We start from the raw sequence: 23,809 nt of genomic DNA, 5'->3' as shown, positions 1-23,809 counted from the left end.
TGTTCCCGCAAAAGAACAGGGGCGTCCTTTTTTATGCCTCTTCGGGGCAGATACAACTGAAAAGGTCAGGACCGCATCATACAGTCCTGACCTTTTCATGTATCTGTAGCAGCTAACCGGAAAGCGGATAGCCGGTCAGTTCAATCAATAGCCGTTGTTGCCATACTCGGCAGAGTTCTCGATCTGGTTCAAGAAGTCGTAAGAGATGGGACGCAAGTAGTTCTTCTCGGTGAACGAACGGGCGGCACGGGGATTGCCTTTGGCAAGCTGGGACTCAAAGGCGTGGTGACGCTTGAGCAATGCCCAACGGTTGAACTCACCGCACAACTCACGGGCATACTCGTCGAGCACATCCTGCTCGGTTGCGGTCGTCAGACGCATGTGTGCCTCGAAGTCTTCGGCATTGCGACAGGCACGCTGACGGAGCGGATTCAGGTACTGGGCTGCACGGGCACCGTCACCCAACATGGCATTTGCCTCGGCGGCAATGAGGTAAACCTCAGCCAGACGCATGATGAAGGTATCACCCACCTTACGTTGCAGGTTGCTCGTGTAGGCACCGTCAAAGCACCAGTTGAGCTTGTTGAAGCCCGGATAGAGCTGGTACGTATTGGTCCCATCAAACGCAACCTCCACGTATTTGCCTTCCTCATCGAACAGGTCGTCGATATTCACACAGACGTAGGCACGTTCAGCCTTCTCTTCGGCTATCAGCGGGTCTTTCGACAGGTAAATCACGAAGCGGTCTTCGTCCACATCCAACGGATAGGGCGTATAGTACACGTTGTCTACATCCTGCAGCACGGTGATGTCACCGGAGTGGTCGCCACGCGGCCAGATCTTGTGCGGCCATTGGTTCCAGGTGCCGGTAGTCATGTTGCCGTCGGCATACGGATAAATCTTCTTGCCCACATGACGTTGGTCGATGCCGTACTTCTCGCACAGTTCCTCGTCCAGGGTTACGGTCTTGTCCTCATAATCGGACGGATACCAGGTTGTCTGCTTCAGTGTCGGGTTACCGTAGGCAGTCATGAAGGTCACCTCCCAACGCTTGTCATAGTCGGCGTCGAACAGGTCGATAAGATACTTGGACGGAGCGAGGATGTTGTTGTTCACACGGCCCAGGTAGTAGTTCGCATTGTCCTTCACCAGGTAGATATCGTTGAGGTTGTTGGGCTTGGGATACATGTAGGAGAAGATGTTCGACTGCGCATAGTTGGCAGAAGTAGCCACCTTCGTACTCGGAGCGGAAGCGATGAAGAGTGCCTCATCGTTGGACTTGTTGTTGGCTGCTGCCCAAACCTCGGCTACATCGTCATAGAGACGGGCACCATAAGTGGAGGCGTTGGCAATCAGGTCTTCCGCTACCTCCTTGGCACGTTGCCAGTAGGACACGCCGTCTTCGCTCAACCCCTCGCCTGCTCCCTGTGCATAGACACGGGCCAGAAGGCCGAGAGCCGTTTTCTTAGTGCAACGGGCATAGTCACCGTTCAGCGGTTCCACGTCAAGGTATTCGGCTGCCAGCTTCAGGTCTGCAACCATCTGTCCGTACAGTTCCTCGTAGGTGTTGCGCTGCGGACGCATCTCGGCACCGTCCTGCGAGCTGTTCAGCTTCAGCGTCACATTGCCGTAGTTGGAGACGAGGATATAATAGTAGTAGGCACGCAGACAGCGGGCTTCGCCTTCGAGCACCCGGATGGCATGTTCGTCACCGCCCACCACTTCGGGAGCCACCTCGATGGCAGTGTTACAGGTATTGATGAGCGAATAAGCCTGGTTGAACAGCTTGTTCGTGTAGTTGGTATTCGTGGTCAGACCCTCGTAGTAGAACACCTGCTGTCCCCACGTACGATTGTTGGAAGTCAGCCAGAGGTCCGTTCCGCCCTCGGCAACGGCAAAGTAGTCGAAGGCCGAGAAGAGCTGTCCATAGAGAGGTTCGTAGCAATAGGTCACCATGCCCTGCCACTTTGTGAAGTTGCGGGTCTCGTCACCGCCGCTTCCGGCACCGGGATTGTATTCATCCAGACTGCAAGCGCCGAGTGCAAAGGCTGCGAACGCCACAGTCAATGCGTTGGAAAATATGTTTCGTTTCATTGTTTTAGATGTTAGTGTATTCAACTTCCGCAAGCCCAAGTGGACAAATTGAACTTATCCCCTTGTCAACGTCACCCCTTGAGCATGTACGGAACTTAAGTTAGTGATGTTTATGGATGAGGTTAGAAGGAGAGGTTCACACCGAAGACCATCTGCTTGGTCAGCGGGTAGTTCAAGCCTCCGTTCATTTCCGGGTCATAGTCTTCAAGCAAGTGGCTCTTGGCTACCACCAGCGGGTTGGTGATGGTGGCGTAGAAACGGCACTTGCCGATGCCTGCCTTCTTCAAGAGATTCTCGGGAAGGGTATAACCCAGGGTGATGTTGCGGATCTTGAAGAACGAACCGTCGACATACTCCAGCGCTGAATAGCCTACGTAGGAAACACGCTCCCTGTTGGCGTTGATTGCCGGGAAGTCGTTCGAGGGATTGTCCTCCGTCCAGTAGTTGAAGTAAGTCGGGAAGTTCTCGATACCTCTCGGGTCATAGGAGCTGAGCATGCCGTACTTGATCATCTGTCCCCAGCGCATGTACATGAAGATACTCAGATCAAAGTTCTTGTATTTGAAGGTATTCTGGAAGCCCAGTGTCCAGTCGGGCGAATTGTGTCCCAGCACCTGGTAGTCGGCATCACTGTAGGCGTACTTGTTCTCGGAGTTGTAGTAGATGCGGTCACCGGTCTCTTCGTCGATTTTGTAGAACACACCATCGGACTCCTTGTACAGGCCGGGCACGTTGATCTTGATGTCACCGGGAGCGCAGTTGAAGACAGCGGCGTCCGCCTCTTCACCCTTCTGCCACATGCCGTCGATCTTGTAGTTATAGAACGAGTTCACCGGCTCGCCGATGGTGAGGGAGTAGTCGCCGTTGGTGATGTTGTTGGCAGCGCCGTCAATGAGCGACTTGATTTCCTCCTTGTTGTAGTTGAAAGTCACGGTGGAGTTCCATGAGAAGTCTTTCGTCTCGATGTTTCGGGTGTTCAATGCCATCTCGAAACCGCGGTTCTCGGTCTCACAGATGTTCATGTTCATCTTGTAACGGGTCGACGAGTTGTAACCACCGTTGGTGATGGGCAGCTGACGTTCCCAGATGACGCCCTTGGTCTTGGTGAAATAGTAATCCATCGACACGTCGATGCGGTTGTTCAGGAAGGCAGCATCAAGACCGATGTTGGTGTTGTAGGACTTCTCCCAGCCCAGTGCACGGTTGGTGTACATCTCCGAGAAGCGGTAGATGGTATGGTTGGCGCCACTGAAGCTCAGGGTAGACTCTTCCAGGTTGGAAGCCGACGAATAGGGGTCGATGGAGGCAGTACCGGTAATACCCCAGCCGACACGCCACTTCAGGTTGTCGAGCCAGCTGCGTGTGCCCTCCATGAATTTCTCGTCAGACATACGCCATCCGGCAGATACGGCGGGGAAGGTATCCCAGCGGTTACCCGGAGCCAGGCGCGAAGAACCGTCGTGACGGACGGAAGCCGAGAAGAGGTACTTGCCCTTGTAAGAGTAGTTGATACGTCCTACCAGACCGAAGCCCTTCGACATGGTGTAGTCCGAAGCGGCTGTGACGTAGTCGTTGTTGAGACCCATGTTGTGCCACAGGTAGGCGTTGTCGGAGATGTTGGTCTCCTGCTGCCACGTCTCATCGTGCTGGTTGTGGTTCCAGGAGGTAACGGCAGTCAGCGTGAAGTCGTGGTCGTTCTTGATCTGGAAGTTGTAGGTGATGACGTTCTCCCACTTGTAGTCGTAGTCGCGCGACTGCGTGATGCGGGCGTAGACGTTGGCATTCGTGCCCACGGCATCGGCACCGCTCGTATTATAATATTGGTAAGAACCGATGCCCTGGAAGTAGTTCGTGCGCGAATAGTTCAGGTTGGCACCGATACGCGAGAGGATGGTCAGTCCCTTGACCGGACGCAGCTCGATATAGGGGTTGAAATAGAGCTTGTAGTTCTGGTTCTGGTTGCGGTAGTTGCTCTTGTTGTTCAGCAACAGGTTGGTCAGCGTTCCAGCGGACGGGTTGACTTTGTAGCTGCCGTCCTCGTTATACAGCTCACCGAGCGGCTCACTTCTCAACGCACGGTCGAGGCTGGCGTATGCCCGGTTGCGGTGTACGTAGGACATCTGTGCGTTCACACCGACGCTCATCCACTCCCTTACCTTGTGGTCGATACGCATGTTGGAGGAGTACACCTTATATTCATCGTCGCGGTACTGGCCGTTCTCGTTGGAGAAGTTCAGGGAGAAGTAAGCCTTGGTCTTCTCCGTTCCGCCCGACACGGCGACACTGTAGTTCTGTGTGATACCGGTCTTGAGCAGTTCGTCCGCCCAGTCGATATACTTGCCCTGCTGGTGCAGCGCGTAGGAGCCTGTACCGAGCACAGCGTCCAACACACGTTCGTCATCGGCGGTACTGGTCCAGTTGCCGGTTGCGCGGTTGGCATCGCGGATGCCCTGGAGGTAGGTCTCTCCCGTACGCATCTCAGGCACCTGGGACCATCCGTTCACACCGACGTAAGCATTGAAGTCTACATTGATTTTGCCTTCCTTGCCGCTCTTGGTCGTAATCAATACCACACCGTTGGCACCGCTCGCACCATAAACGGCTGTCGAGGAAGCATCCTTCAGGACTTCGATGGATTCGATGTCGTTCGGGTTCAACGTAGCGTAGTCACCGGGCATACCGTCGATGATGAACGTCGGGTTACCGCTCGCAGTGAACGAACGCGTACCACGCAACTGCATGTTGACGCCTTCACCGGCCTGACCCGACGTACGGGTGATGTCCAGACCTGCCACCTTTCCCTGCAAGGCCTCCATCGGGTTCGAACCCGGATTGAGGGTAATGTCTTCGCTCTTGACAGAGACGATGGAACCGGTCAGGTCGCGTTTCTTCATCGTACCGTAACCGATGACCACCACTTCGTCAAGCAGTTGGTTGTCAGGCTCCATCGTCACACGCATCGGTCCGGAAGTAATCTTCACGGTCTGTGACTTGTAGCCCATGTAAGTCAGTTGGAGTTCGGTGGCTCCGGCAGGAGCGCTGATTTTGAAATTGCCATCGAAGTCGGTGATGGCACCCGCCTGCGTACCTTTTACCAGTACGGAAACACCAATCATCGGCTCGCCATTCTCGTCAATGACTTGACCGGTGACGGTCTTTGTTTGCAAAACTTCCTGAGGATTAGTGCCTTCTACCCCTCCCCACGACGCTTTTGCGGACAAAGGCAGAGAGAACAATGCTGCGGACAATCCCCACACAAAAAGTGAACGGCCACAAAAGGCCTGTGTGGCACCCGACGGATGCACAGATCTTTTCTTGTTTTCCATTTTTACAAGGTTAACGGATGAATAATTGGTTAGTTTTTCCAAACGGCAAAGATAATGTTTCTCCCTGATATCGCATGCTATCTGAAAGAAATTTATTTACTTCCGGGAGCGTTTTTAACATACTAGGGCACAGCGGACGTATGTTCTTTTCAACGAGCTGCCGTCCGTCTGCCGTCCACCCTGCCGGCAGGCAACAAAAAAGACGAGTGAACAGGAGCCTGCACAACAAAGAGAATGATTCTCCTTGAGCTTCTGTTCACTCGTCCCTTATGAACGGACCGTGGTCCGCCCTTTACTTTCTCTGCACCCAGTAGACGCCCTCCTTCTTGACAGTGAGACGGAAGGAATCCTTCACCTTCACGTTGTCCACGAGGACGGAGACTTCGTACGTCTGCGGGTCAATGTACTTCACGGCGTATTTGCCGGATGAGAGGGGGACGGTGATGTCCGTCAGACGGTGCACATTGAGCACGGCACCCTGCTTCTTCCCGGCTATCATCTCATAGTCTTCCGTGTCAACCGGCACCACGTCCATCAGGGGGACGGCAGCCAGAAAGGCCTCATCGGCTACCTGAAGCACGGGACACGAGCCGCCGCCCATCAGCACGGCCCAACCGTGGTCGGGATAGTTCTGGGCATAGAGCACGACAGCCTTGTCGGGATACTTCGTACGGTATTCGCTCACTGCCTTGTATGCCTCGCGGTATCCCATCTTGCCGACCTTCATCTTGCGGGCATGCTGACGGGGTGCAAGGTTCTTGCCACCCTCGGGAGCATAGACCGTGCCGTCAATGCGGTAGTGCCAGTAGCGGATGTCGATGATGTCGACCACGGCAGCACGTTTGGGGTCGCTCAGGATGGCATCCTGCACATCCTTGGTCGCACTCAGGGCGACAGTGGCGTGCTTGCCCGTCTCCTGCTCCCACTCGGCAATGCAGTCGAGCCAGAACTCCATGAAGTGGAGCGGTCCGGTGTACTCGGCACTGATCAGCTGCACGACGTTCCGGTTGTCCGCGAAGTTGTCGAGGCACCGACGGATGTACTGCCGGTGAAGCTCGCGGCGCACGGGGTGAGTCGTGTCATAGAACTTGTCGGCGACGAAGATGCGCTTGTCTCCGGCAAAGTTGACCGGTTCGCCCATGTCGGTGTGGTTGATGTTGTTGGCATCGCGCCAGGGGCAGTCCACCCAGTGGGCGCCGGCTTCGAGGATATTGTGCTGGAAATAGTTCTGGTGGAAGAGCAACATGCCCGCCGCTTCCGCCTTGTCGGCAAACGACTTCAGGCGGAACCAGTACCAGGCGTTGGGACGCGTCAGGTCGTACTTCGTCAGTCCGTCCCAAGCCTTCCCCTCGCCCGAACGGCCGAAAGGTTGTTCATAGAGGGGCGCCCACACATCGCCGTCGCGACGGCGGATGCGTTCGTGGTCGGTGCGGCGCAGGTCGTACCAGAGTCCGTAGTTATGGTCGAACACCACGTTGCCACGACGCTTCATCATGACCAGTGCGGAGTCGATGCGGTCGGTCAGTCCCAGCCCTTCCTGGTCGGGGACGAAACGGGTGACGTGAGGCTTGGCGGTCTTGATGAAGTTGTACTTCGTCCGTCCGTTCCACCACACGACCTCCTGACGGTTGCCTTCGAGCAGCTTGCCGTCAGCCACGAGGTGTCCGTTGAGCAGGGCGAACTGCATCTTGGCAGGTGCCTTCCGCGGGGTTGCCTTGAGGTCATCGACCGACTTCAGCCCCGTGGGGTCCACGGACGCGGCAAAGGTGCCCTGGCTGATCCAGTCTTCCAGGGTCAGGCGGGGTTCCAGGCTCTGCTTCGCCATCTCGGCAGCCTGTTCAACGGTAGGGCTGCTCGTGGCGTCGGTCCATCGTGGCAGGAGGCGGGCACGTGCACTCACGTCCGTCTTCAGGCGGTCAGCAAGCTGGGCATAGAAACAGCTGCGCGGATTGACATGGTTGTTCGACTGTGCCCATTCGCCGTCGCCGGAGAAAGAGCCCCAGCACCCGAAGGCACGATTGGGAGCGTCCTTCACGGGAGTATAGCAGAAGAGTTCGTTGGCGGTACATTGCCAGAAGAGGCTGTTGCCGGTGTTCCAGCCGGCACCGACCTTGTCCTGTCCCAGGTTCTCGAACTTCAGGTCGTGTCCGTCGATGTTGACCACATCGAAGAGCAAGCCTGCCGCCCACGAACCGATGGAGCCGCTGAAGCTGTTCGACTCCCAGGAGTCACACTGCACGAAGGCGTTCGGACCGGCAGCGCTGTAACCGGCGACAAAGTCGTTCATGGCATGCTCGGAGTAGCAGCGTTGGAAGAGCACCTGCTGTCCGAGGGTGAAGAAGGCACGGCGACGCATGCCTGCCAGTTCGGACACGGGCTCGAGCGAGCGGCAGTCCTCCACGGTGACACGTGCCCCGGTGCGCTGCACGACGACGGCACTGCCTGCAAAATGCCTGAAGTCCACCCGACGCACCCAGCAGTTCTCGGCGTTCTCGATGGAGATGCCGCTCCAGCAGTGGTCTTCGTCCAAGGGGTACTTGCGGTTGTAGTCGGACATCAGCGTGAGGTTCTCCACACCGGAGTCTGCCACACGTTGCGTCCAGGCGTAGGTCATCAGGCGGCACTGTCCGTAGCTCTTGTCAAGTGCCATCGACACAGGTGCATCGATGGTGACGCGGTTTCCTTCAACGGAAGTGACCGTACGGTCCCAGTAGAGGTCCACGTCACCGGGTTTCCAGCCCAGTGCGCTGATGCCTCCGCCGAAGATGCTGCACCCGAGCGAGGCAATCCACTCCTGGGTACACGGACGGTAGAGCATCACGCGGTCTCCCGCCTTCAGCCCGTCTGCCGAAGCGACTTCAAAGGTGAGGGCATTCACCGGGACGTAGTCGGACGTAACGTCGGTCGAGGAGGTCTCGCGGTAGTCGTTCTGCCCCTCGATGTAGAGCAGGGCACAGCGGTCCACGCCTTTCTTGAGGAGAACAGTCTCCTCTTTCGACTGTCCTCTCAGCACGACTCCGGAAGCGGAGATACGCAAGGGCGCGGACAGTTCGAAGGTTCCCTTGCCGAGCAGGACGGCACCACGCAGTCCGTTGGCACCGGGAGCCAGCGTAGCCACATAGTCCAGGGCGCGCTGGATGCGCTCGCTGTTGTCGCTGGGCTGACAGGAAACAAACACGACATTGTCCGCATTGGGAATGTCAACATTGGAATTGCGGTAGCCGCAGGTGGAATAGTCCAGCAGGCGGTTGCCCCGTGCATCCGCCACATACGTCAGGTGTGTGCCGTCAGTCTGCACGGTGAAGTCCTGTGCCTGCATCGGAGCCGTTATCCCCGCGGCGAGCAGTCCCAAGGCTAGAATCTTTAAATGAATGGCATGCATAATTGTTCTGATTGAGTTGACTGGTGGAGGCAGATGCCTTCACTTCTTAGAGCAGGCTCTTGCGTCCTGCCAGGGTATCATGATTGTTCTTTACATCGGTCCAGTCGACCTTCTTTGTCGGGTCGATGCCGTTGATGTATTTCTCGATGTTGGTGTAGCCGTCCCCGTTGCAGTCTTTCACGGCATCGGTCGGGTCGTTCGGGTCCAGTCCGTACTTGATTTCCCAGGCATCGGGCATACCGTCGTTGTCGCTGTCGACCACGGGCGTACCTTTATATTCAGGCAGACCGCCGACCTGGCTCGGATGGGTGATGATGCCCAGCTTGTAGGAGTCGGCAGGCAGACGGCGTTTGACGTAGGGACTTGTGAACTCCTTGGCATCGGGGGCATAGATGGCCTTGCCGGTCTTCACGCTCTCCACGACACGGGCGTCGACGGCATCGCGCTTGGGGAAGGTAGCTCCCACGTTGGAGAGTACGAAGTCATACGCCTCCCTGGCTGGCATAATGGTCACGTGGGGCATGGGGAAGGGCTTGTCCACACGTACCTCGGGGATGCGTTCCGCCGGCACGGGACCATTGCCTATCTGTACGCCTCCTGCCCAGTTGTCCTTGGTGACCTGCTCGTTGCCCCACACGACGTTGCCGCTCACGTAGGCTTTGCCGAAGGTGTTCTTGGATTCAGGGGAACGTCCGGAGTCCAGCTTCACGATGCGGTAGCTGATGGGCTTGCCTTCGGGAGTGATGGGACCCGGCTTGAAGTTGTTGTTGATGAGATTCAGTCGGCTGGTGTGGTCGCCTCCATCGACGGAGCGGTTCCACCAGTTGAAGGTGACGTTGTTGACAAAGTTGAAGTCCTCGTTCATGCCGATGGAGCAGTTGCGGCTGATGTTCGAGGCGAAGAGGTTGCGGGCGAACATGCAGTTGTGTCCGCCGATGGTAGCGCCGAAGGCGTGGTTGTACATGTCAAGAGCCTCCGAGAAGATGGAATTCTGGATGGTGATGTTCACCGTGGGCAGTTTCTCACCCTTCTTGGTCTTTGGGTCGCGGTTGTACACGTGGCGGTACATGGACATGTTCTCGTCGAGTCCCCACGATGCCGACACGTGGTCGATCATGATGTTGCCCACACCGTTGCCGCCCACCGCGTCGTCACGGAAGCCGACGTCGGTCTGTCCGCGACGGAAGCGCATGTGGCGGATGACCACGTCGTGCGTATCAATCAGGAAGGAAGCTCCGGTGACGCAGATGCCGTCGCCCGGTGCGGTCTGTCCGGCAATGGTCACATAGGGAGCGCGCACGTTGATGGGGCTCTTCAGCTCGATGACGCCGGAGACATTGAACACGATGATGCGTGCACCTCCCGTCTCGCAGGCTTCACGGAAGGAGCCGGGACCGCGGTCGTTGAGGTTGGTCACCACCAGCACCTTGCCGCCACGTCCGCCGGGCGTATAGGCTCCTCCCCCTTCAGCTCCCGGGAAGGCGGGAATCTCTGCCTTGAGCAGGTCTCCGGGACGGGAAGCCCAGGGTTTATAGGGACGGCCGTTGATGGCCTCTTGTTCGACAATGGGTAATGCCTTGTTCCAAGCCGCGTCGGACAGCCGGTCGATTTCTGCCTGCTGACGCTCGATGCGTGCCTTGATGGAGTCGGGGATAGTGGGATACTGTGCTGCCGCAGGCAGTACGCATGCCGACAGGAGGAGTGCCGACATGAGTTTCTCGAAGTTTTTCATAGACTCTTGTACTTTACAGATTGGTTTGTAACTTTAGACGGCAAATATACAGAAAGTTTAATAGGAGAAGTGTTAAATTACATTGCCTTCTACCGCTCTGTGTCGTATCTTTGCGGCGATAAACCATAAAACAGCCAATGACTATGAAAAGAAGTAACTTATGGAAGTGCGTATGCCTGCTGCTCCTGTTCAGCCTCACGCTTCCGACGCAAGCACAAAGCTTGAAAGACCTGTTCGGCAGCCTCAAGGAAGGAGTGAAGGAAGGGGTGGACAAGGTAGTCAACAAGGTGACGGTCAACGACAGCACCATCGTCGGCACATGGCACTACGTGAAACCTTCCTGCAAATTCAAGAGTGACAACCTGCTGGCACAGGCAGGCGGAGCGGTTGCCTCGACCAAGGTGGAGAGCGAACTGGCAAGCGCCTGCAAGAAGCTGAAGATAACCAACAGCAACACCTCGTTCACCTTCAAGAGCGACAAGACGTACACCCAGACCATCGCCGGCAAGTCAACCAGCGGCACCTACACGTTCGACCGCGACAAGATGACCGTCGTCATGACGGGCACGCTGGGATTCAGCACCACGGCACACGTCAAGTTCCAGAAAGACAAGATGACCCTGGTCTATGATGCCGACCGTGTGTGGGAACTGGGCAAGGGCCTCGCCAACGTCGCTGGAAAGTTCATGAACAGCAACATGCTGACCATCTTCAACTCGGTGTCTGACAGCTATGAGGGCATGCAGCTGGGCTTCGAGCTGCAGAAGTAAGCACGGACGGGACTGACCCTCCACGCAACGACACGACGCGGATGGACGGTTTTCTTCGGCAGACGACGGAGGAAGCGTTCATCCGCGTCTCTGTTTCTAAAAATATCCTAAAAAAGAGGCTGCAAGGTGTCCGTTTCCATCCCTATCGCGTATTACATATAAAACACAGTTTGTTAAACGACATATCCTTATGACACCGACTCCCATGCACGAGCGGCACATCGCCCGACTCATCTATAAACGCATCATCGGCACCATCACCCCGGAAGAGACCGACGAACTGGAGGCATGGCGCAAGGCAGACCCGCGCAACGAAGCGACCTACCGGCGTCTGCTCGACACCCACTTCCTGGAGCGTGAGTACCGACGGGCGAAACACATCGATGCCCGCCGTCCGCTGGAGGACATGAAAGCACGCATCCGCCGGGAATCGCGCCCGTCGCGGTTGCGCAGACGCTGGGCAGTGTCACTGGTGGCTGCCGCCTCACTGGCTGCCGTGATTTGCATCAGCTACTTCGGCCACTCCCCCGTGAACGATGAACTCACCCCCATCGCCCGGCAGCTGGAGCAGGCACAAATCCGACACGGGAAGACGCAGGCGATGCTGACCCTCGCCGACGGGTCGGAAATCTCCCTGGGCGAAGACTCGGCACGCAACTCCCGCCTCATCGCCCGTCAGCGGACCGACGAACCGGAGGCTTCCCGCAAGGCACGCATCAACAAGCTGACCACTCCCCGCGGAGGAGAGTTCAAGATTATCCTGGAAGACAGCACCGAGGTGTGGCTCAACGCCGAGTCGCAGCTCATCTACCCCGAGAACTTCACCGGCTCTGAACGTCGGGTCACCGTGAAGGGGGAAGCCTACTTCAAGGTGGCAAAGGACAGCCTGCGTCCGTTCTACGTGGAGTCGGACAACATGCAGGTGCGCGTCTACGGAACGGAGTTCAACATCAACGCCTACAACGAGGAGAACTGCATCTACACCACCCTCGTGTCGGGCAGCATTGCGCTGCGTCCCCTCAACGACACCCACGCCGAGCTGGTGCTCACACCCGGACATCAGGCGGTATTCCTGAAGAGCGACCGCTCCACCCGCGTCCGTCCGGTCGACACACGTGCCGTGACGAGCTGGCATGACGGACGGTTCTCCTTCGAGGAACTCACCTTGCAGCAAATCATGACGACCCTCTCCCGCTGGTACAACTTCGACTTCCGGTTTGCCGACGAACGGCTCGCCTCCACCGTGTTCAAGGGGAGCGCCCCCCGCTACGCTGAACTGGCGGAAGTGCTGTCGATACTGGAAAAGAGCGGCGGCATCACCTTCCGCGTCGAAGGCAAGACCATCGTCGTGGAGCACGCGGAAGACTCCCTGTAAAAACCGACTTTCATCCGACAGTTGCATCGTCCAACCCTATCCGACTCAGGGACTTGCAGACAAGACTGACAGTACCCTCCTGCGGGACTGTTGGTTCCATGCGCTTGGGACTTCGAGTTCCACGGCTTGGGACTTCGAGTTCCAAAGCCTGGAACTCCGAGTTCCAGAGCCTGGGACTGTCAGTTCCACGCCGTGGGAATGTGAGTTCCACGCCGTGGAACTCAGAGCGTCTTGCCCGTCAGGCAAAAACGAGATAAGCAGGGAGCGGTCAGCGGCAGCGCATCCGCACGGAGACAAAAGAAAGAAGGGAAACCAACATCTCCTCCCGGAGTGATGGCTTCCCTTCTTCATGAACAGGACATGAACCCTTTCCTTTTTAAGCTATTATTAACACAAAGTCCCTTTCAACATCTCTTCGAGGGAGATTCGAAATCGCATTCTCGCTCTCTATACATTCACCTTTTTCGCCTCTTCTACATATTCCTTAACTGTCAAGCTGTGCTTTGGAAAAATGGAAGAGGGCAATCACGCCTGACTTCCCTCTCTCTAGAAAAACAACCCTAAAACTAAATAAAACCTATCGAAAAACTCTAAGGCATTGGTATCAAACTATCATATCTGTTCATTATATATATATCATCTTTCCCTTTCTACAGCTGCAAAGGTAGGCGTGTTTCCCGGGAAATAATAATACAATCTTATCCAATTCTAATACTTTCTTATCAAAGTTTAAACATTGGTGGGGCAAGAAGACTGTTCCGAACGGTCCTTCTGGAGACGTCTAGACGATCACTTTCTGCTTGCGGTAGTTCTCCCGGTATTCCTTGGGCGAGCAATGTTTGTTCTTCTTGAAGATGCGGTTGAAGTTTGACAGATTGTTAAATCCGCATTGAAAGCAGACTTCGGCGACAGGAAGTCGCGAGTCGACCAGCAGACGGGAGGCATGATCCAGGCGCAACGTAATCAAATAGTCAGAAAAGGTCTGTCCGGTAATCTGGCGGAAGAAGCGGCTGAAGGAGACTTCGGTCATGCCCACCATGTCCGCCAGCGTCGACAGACGGATTTCGTCCTTATAATGTTCTTCCACATAGTCTTGTACTTTATTGATGCGCACCGAGTCGACCACGTGACGGATGCGGGCGAACGATTCGCTCGACAAAACTTTCGCCTGATGGTCCTGTGACAGTTCGTAGAGGATGACCATGAAACGTACGACGGCATAAAAACCCGGGGTCGCAGCCGCAAGCTCATAGAGCATGGGACGCACTTTGGCAATGATGTCCGCCGAGAACGACAGGCCGCACCGGGCACGTTCGAGCATGGAAAGGATGGAGCGGAAATGGGTCTTGCGCGTGAACGCACCGTCAAAGAGGTCGGAGGAGAAATGGATGGTTATCTCGCGCACATCGGTCGACGTGCACTGATAGCGTTCCCAGACATGCTCCAGGTCCTGTCCGGTGATGAGCACCAGGTCATAGTCGCCCAGGGTCTCCATCGAGTCGCCCACGATGCGCCGCGCACCGGCACCGTGCTCCGTGAAGTTCAGTTCGTAGTCGGCATGGCAGTGGATGGGGTACGGAAGGAGCTTGTTGTAGCGGTCGGAGATGTAGAAACAGTCTTCCGCCGAGAGTTGGGTGTCAACTTGTGAGTTCAGTTTCATGATACATCGGTTAAGGTCAACAACGACGGCTCAGCGTTCCATGTGTTCCAGAAAAGTGGCAATCCGTCGGCGTATCCGGTCGTAGAACGGGGAGTCTTTGTAGTAGGTATGCTTCCGAATCACCTGGTCCACCCCGCTCTGGCTGCGCTGGTAGCAGGTCAGCTCGTTCTGGAACTGGATGTCGTGTTCGGCAAGGTCCCTGATTTCATTCTCACGCTCCCGTCTCAGGATGACGCAGAGCGGGGCGAGTATCTTCAGCACCACATTGTCCATGATGTGGTGTCCCTGGATGAAGAGGTAGGTGTTGTCGGGGGTCACTCCCAGTCCGCGCATCTCCTTCTTCAGGGCTTCGATTTCGCGCAGCGCCTTCGGGTAGTCGTGTTCCAGCCGGTGCAGCTTCTGGTTCACCCGACGCTCCATCCGTTGCAGGGCAACTTCCAGGTGGTAGACACTCACCTTGTCGAGGCGCACTACCTCGCAGAAGTCCAGCAGGGAGAACACGCCGGGACGGTGTTTGCGATAGAACCACACGGACCACACGAAGAGCGGATAGGCGATGCGCGAGTACATCCGCATGAACTCTTCGAGGTCAATAATCTCGCGGTCGTTGAGCGTCGCCATGACACACACCTCATGCAGTGCACCGGCATAGCAGAGGTAGTTCTCGATGGCGTAGGTATAGGTCTGGAAGACGAAGCGGTTCTGGTTTATCATGCGCGACGTGGAGGTAGCTCCCTGCAACAGGTAGTCGTAGTCGCTGTCGACGCAGGCTATCATGTTCTGTCCCAGTTGCTCGCCCAGGTTGTTCATCAGCACCGACTTCTTGCCTTTCGCCAGGGAGGTGGATGAGGGGAGCATCACTTGGAAATAGAGGCGGTCGTTCTCAAACTCATTGAGCAACGTACGCCAGAAGAACACATCGTCGTAACTCTCCACGTAGGCGACAATCTTCCGCCGTGCCTGTTTCGGGCGCAGACGGTTGGCAGCCTCCACGTAGAGAGAGTTGAGATTTTGGGCAAGACGTTTACTCATGGTACATATATAATAAGGTATAGGGATAAAGTGTCACTGTTGGGTGATGTCGCTCACCTCGGTCACGGCATCCATCCATCCGTCCATGATGACGGCAGGCGAATGGGTGGTCAGGATAATCTGCACGTTCGGGTTCAGCTCGCGGATGAGCTTGATGAGCTGCTGCTGCCATTCGATGTGGAGGGAGATTTCCGGCTCGTCCATGAAGAGTGCGAAGGGCTGCCCGTCCTGTACGAGCACCGTCAGCAGAATGACCAGAATCTGTTTCTCTCCCGACGAGAGCTGGTAGGGATGCAGCTCGTCGCCGTCTTGCTCGATGAGTATCTCGTTGCTCTTGCGGTTGATTTTCTTGCCGGTCTCGCTGAAGAGGGAGTCAATCATGTCCTGGAACTTCCGTTTGGGGACGGACGCCTCCGTTGCCTTCCGCTGGCTCTCGGGCGTCCCCTCGGTCAACAGCTCGATGATGCGGTTGCCGATGTTCACCTGATAGTCGAGGTAGCGGCGTTGCAGCCGGTAGAGCTGCCAGTCAAGCTCCGTGCGCACATTCACGTCCGTCACCTTCTGCATCAGCCCGGCATTGAGCAGCGGACGGTCAAAACTACGGATGACATCGAAACGGATGTAGGACGCGTCTTCGGGGGAAAAGACGAAACGGACGTTCTCCGGCAGAATCTGTTTGTCAAGTTCTCCGCCGGAAAGCAGGTGAAGCACATGGACAGCCTGGTTGACGATGGTGCTCTTCCCGATGCCGTTGATGCCGCTCAGGATATTCACGTCGGGACGCAAGTCCCAGGCAATGTTCTTCCATCCCCAGATGCCCTTGATTTCAATACGCTTGATGTAATCGGCTTGTTTGCTCATGGTATGCTCCTTTCGAATGATAAAGTTTGTTGTCAAAGCAAAGATAAGGAAATCTCACTAAAGCGGTTGCCTGTCGCTTTATTATTTTTCAAGAAAACAGACGAGAAAAAAAGAGCGGCAATCCTGCCTGCCCGAACGGGGATTAACCGTACCTTTGCACGTCAAACCAATATCTGATTCATCGTATGAAAAGTAAAAACTACACCGGACATATCTGCATGCTGATTGCCAGTACAGCCTGGGGACTGATGTCGCCCATCGGGAAAGACGTCATGAGCACTGAAATCACAGCCTTGTCGCTTGCCACCTTCCGCATGGTGGGCGCGGCGCTCTGCTTCTGGATTGCTTCCCTCTTCACGAAGCGCGAGGAAGTGAAGCCGCACGACCTGATGCTGCTATTCTTTGCCGCCTTGTTCGCCATCGTGTTCAACCAGGGCATGTACATCTTCGGACTGTCGCTCACCTCGCCCATCGACGCTTCCATCATCACCACCACGGCACCCATCGCCACGCTGATTCTTGCCGCCATCTTCCTGCACGAGCCCATCACCGGCAAGAAGCTGGGCGGCGTGTTCCTCGGTGCCATCGGTGCGCTCATCATGATTATCGGAAGCAACTCCACCGACGGCACTCACAACAGCAACGCGTTGGGCGACTTCCTCTGCTTCATTGCCCAGGTGAGCTTTGCCGCCTACCTGACCTTCTTCAAGGGGCTCGCCTCGAAATATCACCCCATCACGTGCATGAAGTGGATGTTCACCTATGCCGCCATCTGCTTCATCCCCTTCTCCTACAGCGAGGTGTCGGCAATCCCCTTTACCGAGATTTCCGCCCGGACGTGGGGTGAGACCGCCTTCGTCGTCGTGGGTGCCACGTTCATGACCTTCCTGCTGCTGATGAACGCACAGAAGGTGTTGCGCCCGACGGTACTCAGCATGTACAACTACACACAGCCCATTGTGGCATCCATCGTGTCCGTCCTCATCGGCATCGGCACCTTCGGCTGGACCAAAGGCGTGGCTGTGGTGCTGGTCTTTGCCGGCGTATACCTGGTGACCCAGAGCAAGTCCCGCGCACAGATGCTGAAAGAGATGGAGGAAAAGGGCTCCTGAGCCCCGTCCGCTCCCTCCTGCCTGTCAACTTAACACCTTGAAGCCTTATGCCCTCCTCCCCCATTCTGGAACTGCAACGGCAGTATGAACTGCTGGAAATGGAATACAACCACGAGAAAGAGCTCTTTCTCCAGCAAGCCGACCGCACGGACCTCGACAAGAAGGTACGCCGCGGCATCTGCTGGTTCCCCCTGTCGGTGGGAAGGAGCTACTACAACTCGCTCAACCAATATGTCGTCGAGGTGTTCCGCACGGAGAACACCGACGTCGACCACCACTTCGAGTTCGGGCGTCCCGTGATGTTCTTTGACGCCGACACCGTCAACGGACAGACCCGCAACCTCCCCTTCACCGGCACGGTAAACTATGTCGATGAAGACCGCATGGTCGTCATCCTGCCGGGTCCCGAGGCGCTGGCTTCCCTGCAAGGCGCCCTCCGCCTCGGCGTACAGCTCAGCTTCGACGAGAACATCTTCAAGCTGATGTTCGCCTCGCTGCGTGCCGTGATGAATGACAAGAACGGACGGCTCGCCGAACTGCGCGACATCTTCCACGGGACACGTCCGGCGGGTGAGCTGACGTTCACTCCCCTGCGCTTCCCCTGGCTGAACAGCACACAGGAGAGTGCGGTGAACAAGGTGCTCCGTGCCAAGGACGTTGCCATCGTCCACGGTCCTCCCGGAACAGGAAAGACCACGACCCTGGTCGAAGCCATCTACGAGACCCTCCACCGCGAGAATCAGGTGCTCGTGTGCGCCCAAAGCAACATGGCTGTCGACTGGATTTCGGAGAAGCTGGTCGACCGCGGCATCCCCGTGCTCCGCATCGGCAATCCTGTCCGCGTGAATGACAAGATGCTGTCGTTCACCTACGAACGACGCTTCGAGGCACATCCCGACTACCCCCTGCTGCACAGCATCCGCCGCGCCATCCGTCAGCTTTACGACACCTCGCGCAAGGGACGGTCGGAGAGCGTCCGCCAGAAAATCAACTCCCTGCGCGACCGTGCCGACGAACTGGAAGTGCGCATCCAGGAATCACTCTTCAACGAGGCACGCGTCATAGCCTGTACGCTGACGGGGGCTGCCAGCAAGCTGCTCTTCCGCCACCGTTTTGCCACCCTCTTCATCGACGAAGCGGCACAAGCACTGGAAGCCGCCTGCTGGATTGCCATCCGCAAAGCCAACCGCGTCATCCTTGCAGGAGACCACTGCCAGCTTCCGCCCGTAGTGACCTGCTACGAAGCCATGAAGGGAGGACTGGCACAGACGCTGATGCAGAAGATTGTGCGCAACAAGCCCGACTGTGTCTCCCTGCTGAAGGTGCAATACCGGATGAACGACGCCATCATGCGCTTCTCTTCCGACTGGTTCTACCACGGCGAGGTGCGTTCCGCCCCTGAAGTGAAGTACCGCGGCATCCTCGACTACGACACGCCGATGGTGTGGGTCAACACCGAGATGGAGGATGCGGCGGAGGAGTTCGTGGAACGCAGCTTCGGACGCATCAACAAGGCGGAAGCCGAACTGACCCTCAGCTCCCTGGAAGCCTACCTCACGAAAATCGGCAAGCAGCGCATCCTCGACGAACGCATCGACATCGGCGTCATCTCGCCCTACCAGGCACAGGTACACTACCTGCGGCAACTGCTGAAGAAGCGTGCCTTCTTCGCCCCCTACAAGCATCTCATCACGGTGAACACCGTTGACGGCTTCCAGGGACAGGAGCGCGACGTGATTGTCATCAGCCTGGTGCGCGCCAACGAGAAAGGCGAGATAGGCTTCCTGAACGACCTGCGTCGCATGAACGTTGCCATCACCCGCGCACGGATGAAGCTCATCATCCTGGGCAACGCCGACACACTGACACGACATCCGTTCTACAAGCGGCTTTATGAGTATATTTCAACATTGGAAGCGTAAGATTTTACAACGTTTCTTTGGGAGACGCGATTCAATTCGCTATTTTTGCCGCTGTCTATAAGTGTAATAAGGCACCCAAAACTAAGAAGGAACATCCTCCGGACCTCCACACCGCAGACCGGCCGTCGGGCTGGCATTGCCGGCGGAGCTCCGTGAACAAGCTATTAATTCACTAATACCAAAAATAAACGAACATGAGTTTAAGAATCGTTGTACTGGCAAAACAAGTACCCGACACACGTAACGTCGGCAAAGATGCCATGACCGCAGAAGGCACAGTGAACCGCAGCGCCTTGCCTGCCATCTTCAACCCTGAAGACTTGAACGCACTGGAACAGGCATTGCGTCTGAAAGACCAACATCCGGGTTCCACCGTCACCCTCCTCACCATGGGACCGGGACGCGCTGCCTCCATCATCCGCGAAGGGCTCTTCCGCGGTGCTGACAATGGCTATCTGCTGACCGACAGGGCTTTTGCCGGAGCAGACACACTGGCTACGTCATACGCCCTCTCCATGGCAATCCGCAAAATCAAAGACTATGACATCATCATCGGCGGCCGCCAGGCCATCGACGGCGACACTGCCCAGGTAGGACCGCAAGTAGCCGAGAAGCTGGGACTGACCCAGATCACCTACGCTGAGGAAATCCTGCATGTCGACGAGGCTGCACGCACCATCACCGTGAAGCGCCACATCGACGGCGGCGTGGAGACCGTAGAGGGTCCGCTGCCCATTGTCATCACCGTCAACGGTTCGGCTGCTCCCTGCCGTCCGCGCAACGCCAAGCTGGTGCAGAAATACAAACATGCCCTCACCCCGACCGAGAAGGCACAGCAGGCTCCTGCCTATCCCGAACTCTACGAACAACGCCCCTACCTGAACCTTGTGGAATGGAGCGTTGCCGATGTGGACGGAGACCTGGCACAGTGTGGCTTGTCCGGCTCGCCCACCAAGGTGAAGACCATCCAGAACATCGTGTTCCAGGCCAAAGAGAGCAAGACGCTCACCAGCTCGGACGCAGATGTCGAGGGACTGATTGTAGAACTGTTAGCTAACCACACCATCGGGTAAAAGAAAGAACTATGAACAACGTATTCGTATACTGTGAGCTTGAAGGCACAACCGTTGCCGACGTAAGTCTCGAACTCCTTACCAAAGGACGCAAACTGGCGAACCAACTGGGTTGCCAACTGGAAGCCGTCGTTGCCGGTGCCGGCCTTGATGGCGTTGAAAAGCAAATCCTCCCCTACGGGACCGACAAAGTGCATGTGTTCGATGCCCCGGGACTCTTCCCCTATACTTCCCTCCCCCACACCTCCATCCTCGTGAACCTCTTCAAGGCAGAGAAACCGCAAATCTGCCTGATGGGAGCGACCGTCATCGGACGTGACCTCGGTCCGCGCGTGTCGTCGGCACTGACCAGCGGTCTGACAGCCGACTGTACGTCTCTCGAAATCGGCAACCACGAGGACAAGAAGAACGGTGTTACTTACGAGAACCTGCTCTACCAGATTCGTCCGGCATTCGGCGGCAACATTGTGGCTACCATCATCAACCCCGAACACCGTCCGCAGATGGCGACCGTGCGCGAAGGTGTGATGAAGAAAGAGGTGCTTGACCCGAACTACCAAGGCGAAGTCATCCGCCACGACGTGGCAAAGTTCGTGCCTGAGACCGACTACGTGGTGAAGGTCATCGACCGCCACGTGGAGAAAGCCAAACACAACCTGAAAGGCTCGCCCATCGTGGTTGCCGGAGGCTACGGCATGGGCTCGAAGGAAGGCTTCGACATGCTGTTCGACCTTGCCAAGGAACTGCATGCTGAGGTAGGCGCCAGCCGTGCTGCCGTGGATGCAGGCTTCTGCGAACACGACCGTCAGATCGGTCAGACGGGAGTCACCATCCGTCCGAAACTCTACATCGCATGCGGCATCAGCGGACAAATCCAGCACATCGCCGGCATGCAGGAGAGCGGCATCATCATCTCGGTCAACAACGACCCGAACGCCCCCATCAACAGCATCGCCGACTATGTCATCGTCGGTCCGGTGGAGGAAGTCATCCCGAAGATGATCAAGTACTACAAGCAAAACAGTAAGTAACCCCGTCTGATACAGACACAACAAGTTAGCAACAATGGCAAACTTTTATACCGATACCCCCGAACTGAAGCATCACCTGAACCACCCGTTGATGCAACGCATCGTGGAACTCAAAGAGCGAAACTATGCGGACAAAGATAAATATGACTACGCCCCGATGGACTTTCAGGACGCCATGGACAGCTACGACCGTGTGCTCGAAATCGTCGGCGAACTGTGCGGCGACATCATCGCTCCCAACGCTGAGGACGTGGACCACGAAGGTCCGACCGTAGCCAAGGGACGTGTGACCTATGCTGCCGGCACGCAAATCAATCTCGATGCAGCCCGCAAGGCAGGACTGATGGGCATGTCGATGCCGCGCCGTTTTGGCGGACTGAACTTCCCCATCGTGCCTTACATCATGGCTGCCGACATCGTGTCGCGCGCCGATGCAGGCTTCGAGAATCTCTGGGGCTTGCAGGACTGTGCCGAGACGCTCTATGAATTCGGCAACGAAGACCAGCACCAGCGTTTCCTGACCCGTGTCTGTCTGGGTGAGACCATGTCGATGGACCTGACAGAACCGGATGCCGGCTCCGACCTGCAATCGGTCATGCTGAAGGCTACCTTCGACGAGAAGGAGAACTGCTGGCGGCTGAACGGCGTGAAGCGTTTCATCACCAACGGTGACTCGGACATCCACCTCGTCCTGGCACGTTCGGAAGAGGGCACACGTGACGGTCGCGGACTGTCGATGTTCATCTACGACAAGCGCAACGGTGGCGTCGACGTACGCCGCATCGAGAACAAGATGGGTATCAAGGGCTCCCCGACCTGTGAACTGGTCTACAAGAACGCCAAGGCAGAACTCTGCGGTGACCGCAAGCTGGGCTTGATCAAATACGTCATGGCGCTGATGAACGGTGCCCGCCTGGGCATCGCCGCACAGAGCGTCGGCCTCTCGCAGGCAGCCTACAACGAGGCACTGGCATACGCCAAGGACCGCAAGCAGTTCGGTAAAGCCATCATCGAGTTCCCGGCTGTCTACGACATGCTGTCGGTCATGAAGGCCAAGCTCGACGCCTCCCGTGCATTGCTCTATGAGACGGCACGCTTCGTCGATGTCTACAAGGCTCTCGACGACATCGCCCGCGAACGCAAGCTGACTCCCGAGGAACGTCAGGAACAGAAGAAATACGCCAAGCTCGCCGACAGCTTCACGCCCCTCGCCAAAGGCATGGGCAGTGAATATGCCAACCAGAACGCCTACGACTGCATCCAGATTCACGGAGGTTCGGGCTTCATGAAGGACTATACCTGCGAACGGCTCTACCGCGATGCCCGCATCACGTCCATCTACGAAGGCACGACCCAGCTGCAGACCGTCGCCGCCATCCGTTATGTGACTACCGGCGCTTACCTGAACCAGATCCGCGCCTACGAGGCACAGCCTTGTGCTCCTGAGCTGGAAGGCCTCAAAGCTCGCCTGAAGGAGATGGCAGACCGCTTCGCCGCCGTTACCAACGAAGTGAACGAGCTGAAGAACCAGGAATTCCAGGACTTCGTGGCACGTCGCCTGGTGGAAATGGCAGCCTTCACCATCATGGGACACCTGCTGGTACAAGAGGCTACCACCGCTCCGGAACTGTTCGCCAAGTCTGCCAACGTCTACGTGCGCTATGCAGAAGCTGAGATTGAGAAGCACTTCAACTTCATCCGCAAGTTCCAGCCGGAAGACCTCGACAACTACCGCAAGTAATACGCAAAGGATACAAATACCGCGAGGGTGTATCGGACACATTGAATCCGATACACCCTCGCTTCTTTTCTACCGCTCCCGTCCTGCCGACAGGAATGCGGCATCACAGTTCCTTCAACTCCTGGTACAGGCGCTGGATGGGAAGCCCCATCACGTTGAAGTACGAGCCCGACAACCGACGGACCCCGATGAAACCAATCCACTCCTGCACCCCGTAGGCACCCGCCTTGTCCAGCGGACGGTAGTGGTCGACATAGTACGTGATTTCTTCTTCCGTCAGCGGAGCAAACTCCACCTCGGAGGTCACGGCAAAGCTCTTCTGGAAGGCAGCGGTCGAGAGCGTCACTCCCGTAATGACCTGGTGTGTACGTCCAGAGAGCTCCCGCAGCATCCGGCAGGCATCCGCCTCATCGGCAGGCTTTCCCAGTACCCGTCCGTCCAGCCAGACGATGGTGTCGGCTGTGATAATCAGCTCGTCGGGAGCGATGGACGGCAGATAGGCAGCCGCCTTCTCACGGGATATGTAGACGGGGATGTCCTCCCCACTCAGTGTGTCAGGATACGACTCATCCACTCCGGGAAGAGTCCGGACCTCATAGTCCACTCCCAGCCCGCTCAACAGCTCACGCCGACGCGGAGAGTTGGAGGCAAGGATGATGTGATATTTCTTCAGATTGTCTAACATGTGTCTTTGTTTA

The 23,809-nt window shown here is 56.7% G+C and carries 15 protein-coding genes; 7 read left to right on the top strand and 8 right to left on the bottom strand.

Translation table 11 applies throughout. The features are described 5' to 3' along the window. Nucleotides 1-144: 144 nt before the first annotated feature. From M3087_RS11495 to M3087_RS11480, 4 genes are all read right to left on the bottom strand, one after another. A complete protein-coding gene (locus tag M3087_RS11495) occupies nt 145-2,094 on the bottom strand; it encodes a RagB/SusD family nutrient uptake outer membrane protein (protein WP_249095813.1) in 1,950 nt (649 codons plus the stop codon). A 122-nt stretch (nt 2,095-2,216) separates the two neighbouring features. Further along, entirely contained in the window at nt 2,217-5,420 is a 3,204-nt protein-coding gene (locus tag M3087_RS11490; protein WP_249095811.1) for a SusC/RagA family TonB-linked outer membrane protein, read from the bottom strand. A gap of 292 nt (nt 5,421-5,712) precedes the next feature. Then, nucleotides 5,713-8,802, bottom strand: a complete 3,090-nt coding sequence (locus M3087_RS11485; protein WP_249095809.1) for a DUF6298 domain-containing protein — start codon at nt 8,800-8,802, stop codon at nt 5,713-5,715. Nucleotides 8,803-8,848: 46 nt separating this feature from the next. Further along, nucleotides 8,849-10,534, bottom strand: a complete 1,686-nt coding sequence (locus M3087_RS11480) for a polysaccharide lyase (RefSeq protein ID WP_249095808.1) — start codon at nt 10,532-10,534, stop codon at nt 8,849-8,851. Between the two features lie 143 nt (nt 10,535-10,677). Here M3087_RS11480 and M3087_RS11475 point away from each other — a divergent pair, with 143 nt between their 5' ends. After that, the gene (locus tag M3087_RS11475; RefSeq protein ID WP_249095805.1) at nt 10,678-11,304 is read left to right on the top strand and encodes a DUF4923 family protein; all 627 of its coding nucleotides are present in this window, start codon (nt 10,678-10,680) and stop codon (nt 11,302-11,304) included. 190 nt (nt 11,305-11,494) lie between these two features. Continuing rightward, a complete protein-coding gene (locus M3087_RS11470) occupies nt 11,495-12,679 on the top strand; it encodes a FecR family protein (protein WP_106625504.1) in 1,185 nt (394 codons plus the stop codon). A 781-nt stretch (nt 12,680-13,460) separates the two neighbouring features. On the opposite strand, the gene M3087_RS11465 is transcribed toward M3087_RS11470, so the two are convergent. The 3 genes from M3087_RS11465 to M3087_RS11455 are packed head-to-tail and all read right to left on the bottom strand — an operon-like array spanning nt 13,461 to nt 16,232. Further along, the gene (locus M3087_RS11465) at nt 13,461-14,339 is read right to left on the bottom strand and encodes a helix-turn-helix domain-containing protein (protein ID WP_249095804.1); all 879 of its coding nucleotides are present in this window, start codon (nt 14,337-14,339) and stop codon (nt 13,461-13,463) included. Nucleotides 14,340-14,369: 30 nt separating this feature from the next. Then, nucleotides 14,370-15,371 carry a DUF4435 domain-containing protein gene (locus M3087_RS11460; RefSeq protein WP_022384011.1) on the bottom strand — a complete coding sequence of 334 codons (1,002 nt, stop codon included), beginning with the start codon at nt 15,369-15,371 and terminating at the stop codon, nt 14,370-14,372. 33 nt (nt 15,372-15,404) lie between these two features. Then, on the bottom strand, nt 15,405-16,232 hold the full coding sequence (locus M3087_RS11455; RefSeq protein WP_022384012.1) for an AAA family ATPase: 828 nt from the start codon (nt 16,230-16,232) through the stop codon (nt 15,405-15,407). Between the two features lie 185 nt (nt 16,233-16,417). On the opposite strand from M3087_RS11455, the gene M3087_RS11450 reads away from it, so the two are divergent. The 5 genes from M3087_RS11450 to M3087_RS11430 all read left to right on the top strand — a co-directional run bounded on the left by M3087_RS11450 (nt 16,418) and on the right by M3087_RS11430 (nt 23,111). Further along, nucleotides 16,418-17,344 (top strand): DMT family transporter, encoded by a 927-nt coding sequence (locus tag M3087_RS11450; RefSeq protein ID WP_022384013.1) that lies wholly within the window; start codon nt 16,418-16,420, stop codon nt 17,342-17,344. Nucleotides 17,345-17,391: 47 nt separating this feature from the next. After that, entirely contained in the window at nt 17,392-19,266 is a 1,875-nt protein-coding gene (locus tag M3087_RS11445; protein WP_022384014.1) for an AAA domain-containing protein, read from the top strand. A 194-nt stretch (nt 19,267-19,460) separates the two neighbouring features. Then, nucleotides 19,461-20,339, top strand: coding sequence for an electron transfer flavoprotein subunit beta/FixA family protein (locus tag M3087_RS11440; protein WP_106625507.1), 879 nt, complete (start codon nt 19,461-19,463; stop codon nt 20,337-20,339). 11 nt (nt 20,340-20,350) lie between these two features. Continuing rightward, nucleotides 20,351-21,370 carry an electron transfer flavoprotein subunit alpha/FixB family protein gene (locus M3087_RS11435; RefSeq protein ID WP_249095801.1) on the top strand — a complete coding sequence of 340 codons (1,020 nt, stop codon included), beginning with the start codon at nt 20,351-20,353 and terminating at the stop codon, nt 21,368-21,370. Nucleotides 21,371-21,404: 34 nt separating this feature from the next. After that, complete coding sequence (locus M3087_RS11430) at nt 21,405-23,111, top strand: acyl-CoA dehydrogenase family protein (protein WP_249095798.1); 1,707 nt, start codon at nt 21,405-21,407, stop codon at nt 23,109-23,111. Between the two features lie 103 nt (nt 23,112-23,214). Here the strand turns inward: M3087_RS11430 and M3087_RS11425 are convergent, their stop codons facing one another. Next, a complete protein-coding gene (locus M3087_RS11425; protein WP_022384018.1) occupies nt 23,215-23,796 on the bottom strand; it encodes a Maf-like protein in 582 nt (193 codons plus the stop codon). Nucleotides 23,797-23,809 lie beyond the last annotated feature (13 nt).

The organism is Mediterranea sp. ET5 (assembly GCF_023337025.1).
GTDB lineage: Bacteria > Bacteroidota > Bacteroidia > Bacteroidales > Bacteroidaceae > Phocaeicola_A.
The sequence above is the reverse complement of the archived record's forward strand: the minus strand, read 5'-3'. Positions and strand labels throughout refer to the sequence as shown.

Bases quoted from the DNA above. Each gene is read 5' to 3' on its own strand.
- M3087_RS11430 (WP_249095798.1), top strand. From the start codon at position 21,405: ATGGCAAACTTTTATACCGATACCCCCGAACTGAAGCATCACCTGAAC.
- M3087_RS11475 (WP_249095805.1), top strand. From the start codon at position 10,678: ATGAAAAGAAGTAACTTATGGAAGTGCGTATGCCTGCTGCTCCTGTTC.
- M3087_RS11440 (WP_106625507.1), top strand. From the start codon at position 19,461: ATGAGTTTAAGAATCGTTGTACTGGCAAAACAAGTACCCGACACACGT.
- M3087_RS11485 (WP_249095809.1), bottom strand. From the start codon at position 8,802: ATGCATGCCATTCATTTAAAGATTCTAGCCTTGGGACTGCTCGCCGCG.
- M3087_RS11435 (WP_249095801.1), top strand. From the start codon at position 20,351: ATGAACAACGTATTCGTATACTGTGAGCTTGAAGGCACAACCGTTGCC.
- M3087_RS11455 (WP_022384012.1), bottom strand. From the start codon at position 16,232: ATGAGCAAACAAGCCGATTACATCAAGCGTATTGAAATCAAGGGCATC.
- M3087_RS11445 (WP_022384014.1), top strand. From the start codon at position 17,392: ATGCCCTCCTCCCCCATTCTGGAACTGCAACGGCAGTATGAACTGCTG.
- M3087_RS11470 (WP_106625504.1), top strand. From the start codon at position 11,495: ATGACACCGACTCCCATGCACGAGCGGCACATCGCCCGACTCATCTAT.
- M3087_RS11425 (WP_022384018.1), bottom strand. From the start codon at position 23,796: ATGTTAGACAATCTGAAGAAATATCACATCATCCTTGCCTCCAACTCT.
- M3087_RS11490 (WP_249095811.1), bottom strand. From the start codon at position 5,420: ATGGAAAACAAGAAAAGATCTGTGCATCCGTCGGGTGCCACACAGGCC.
- M3087_RS11480 (WP_249095808.1), bottom strand. From the start codon at position 10,534: ATGAAAAACTTCGAGAAACTCATGTCGGCACTCCTCCTGTCGGCATGC.
- M3087_RS11460 (WP_022384011.1), bottom strand. From the start codon at position 15,371: ATGAGTAAACGTCTTGCCCAAAATCTCAACTCTCTCTACGTGGAGGCT.
- M3087_RS11495 (WP_249095813.1), bottom strand. From the start codon at position 2,094: ATGAAACGAAACATATTTTCCAACGCATTGACTGTGGCGTTCGCAGCC.
- M3087_RS11465 (WP_249095804.1), bottom strand. From the start codon at position 14,339: ATGAAACTGAACTCACAAGTTGACACCCAACTCTCGGCGGAAGACTGT.
- M3087_RS11450 (WP_022384013.1), top strand. From the start codon at position 16,418: ATGAAAAGTAAAAACTACACCGGACATATCTGCATGCTGATTGCCAGT.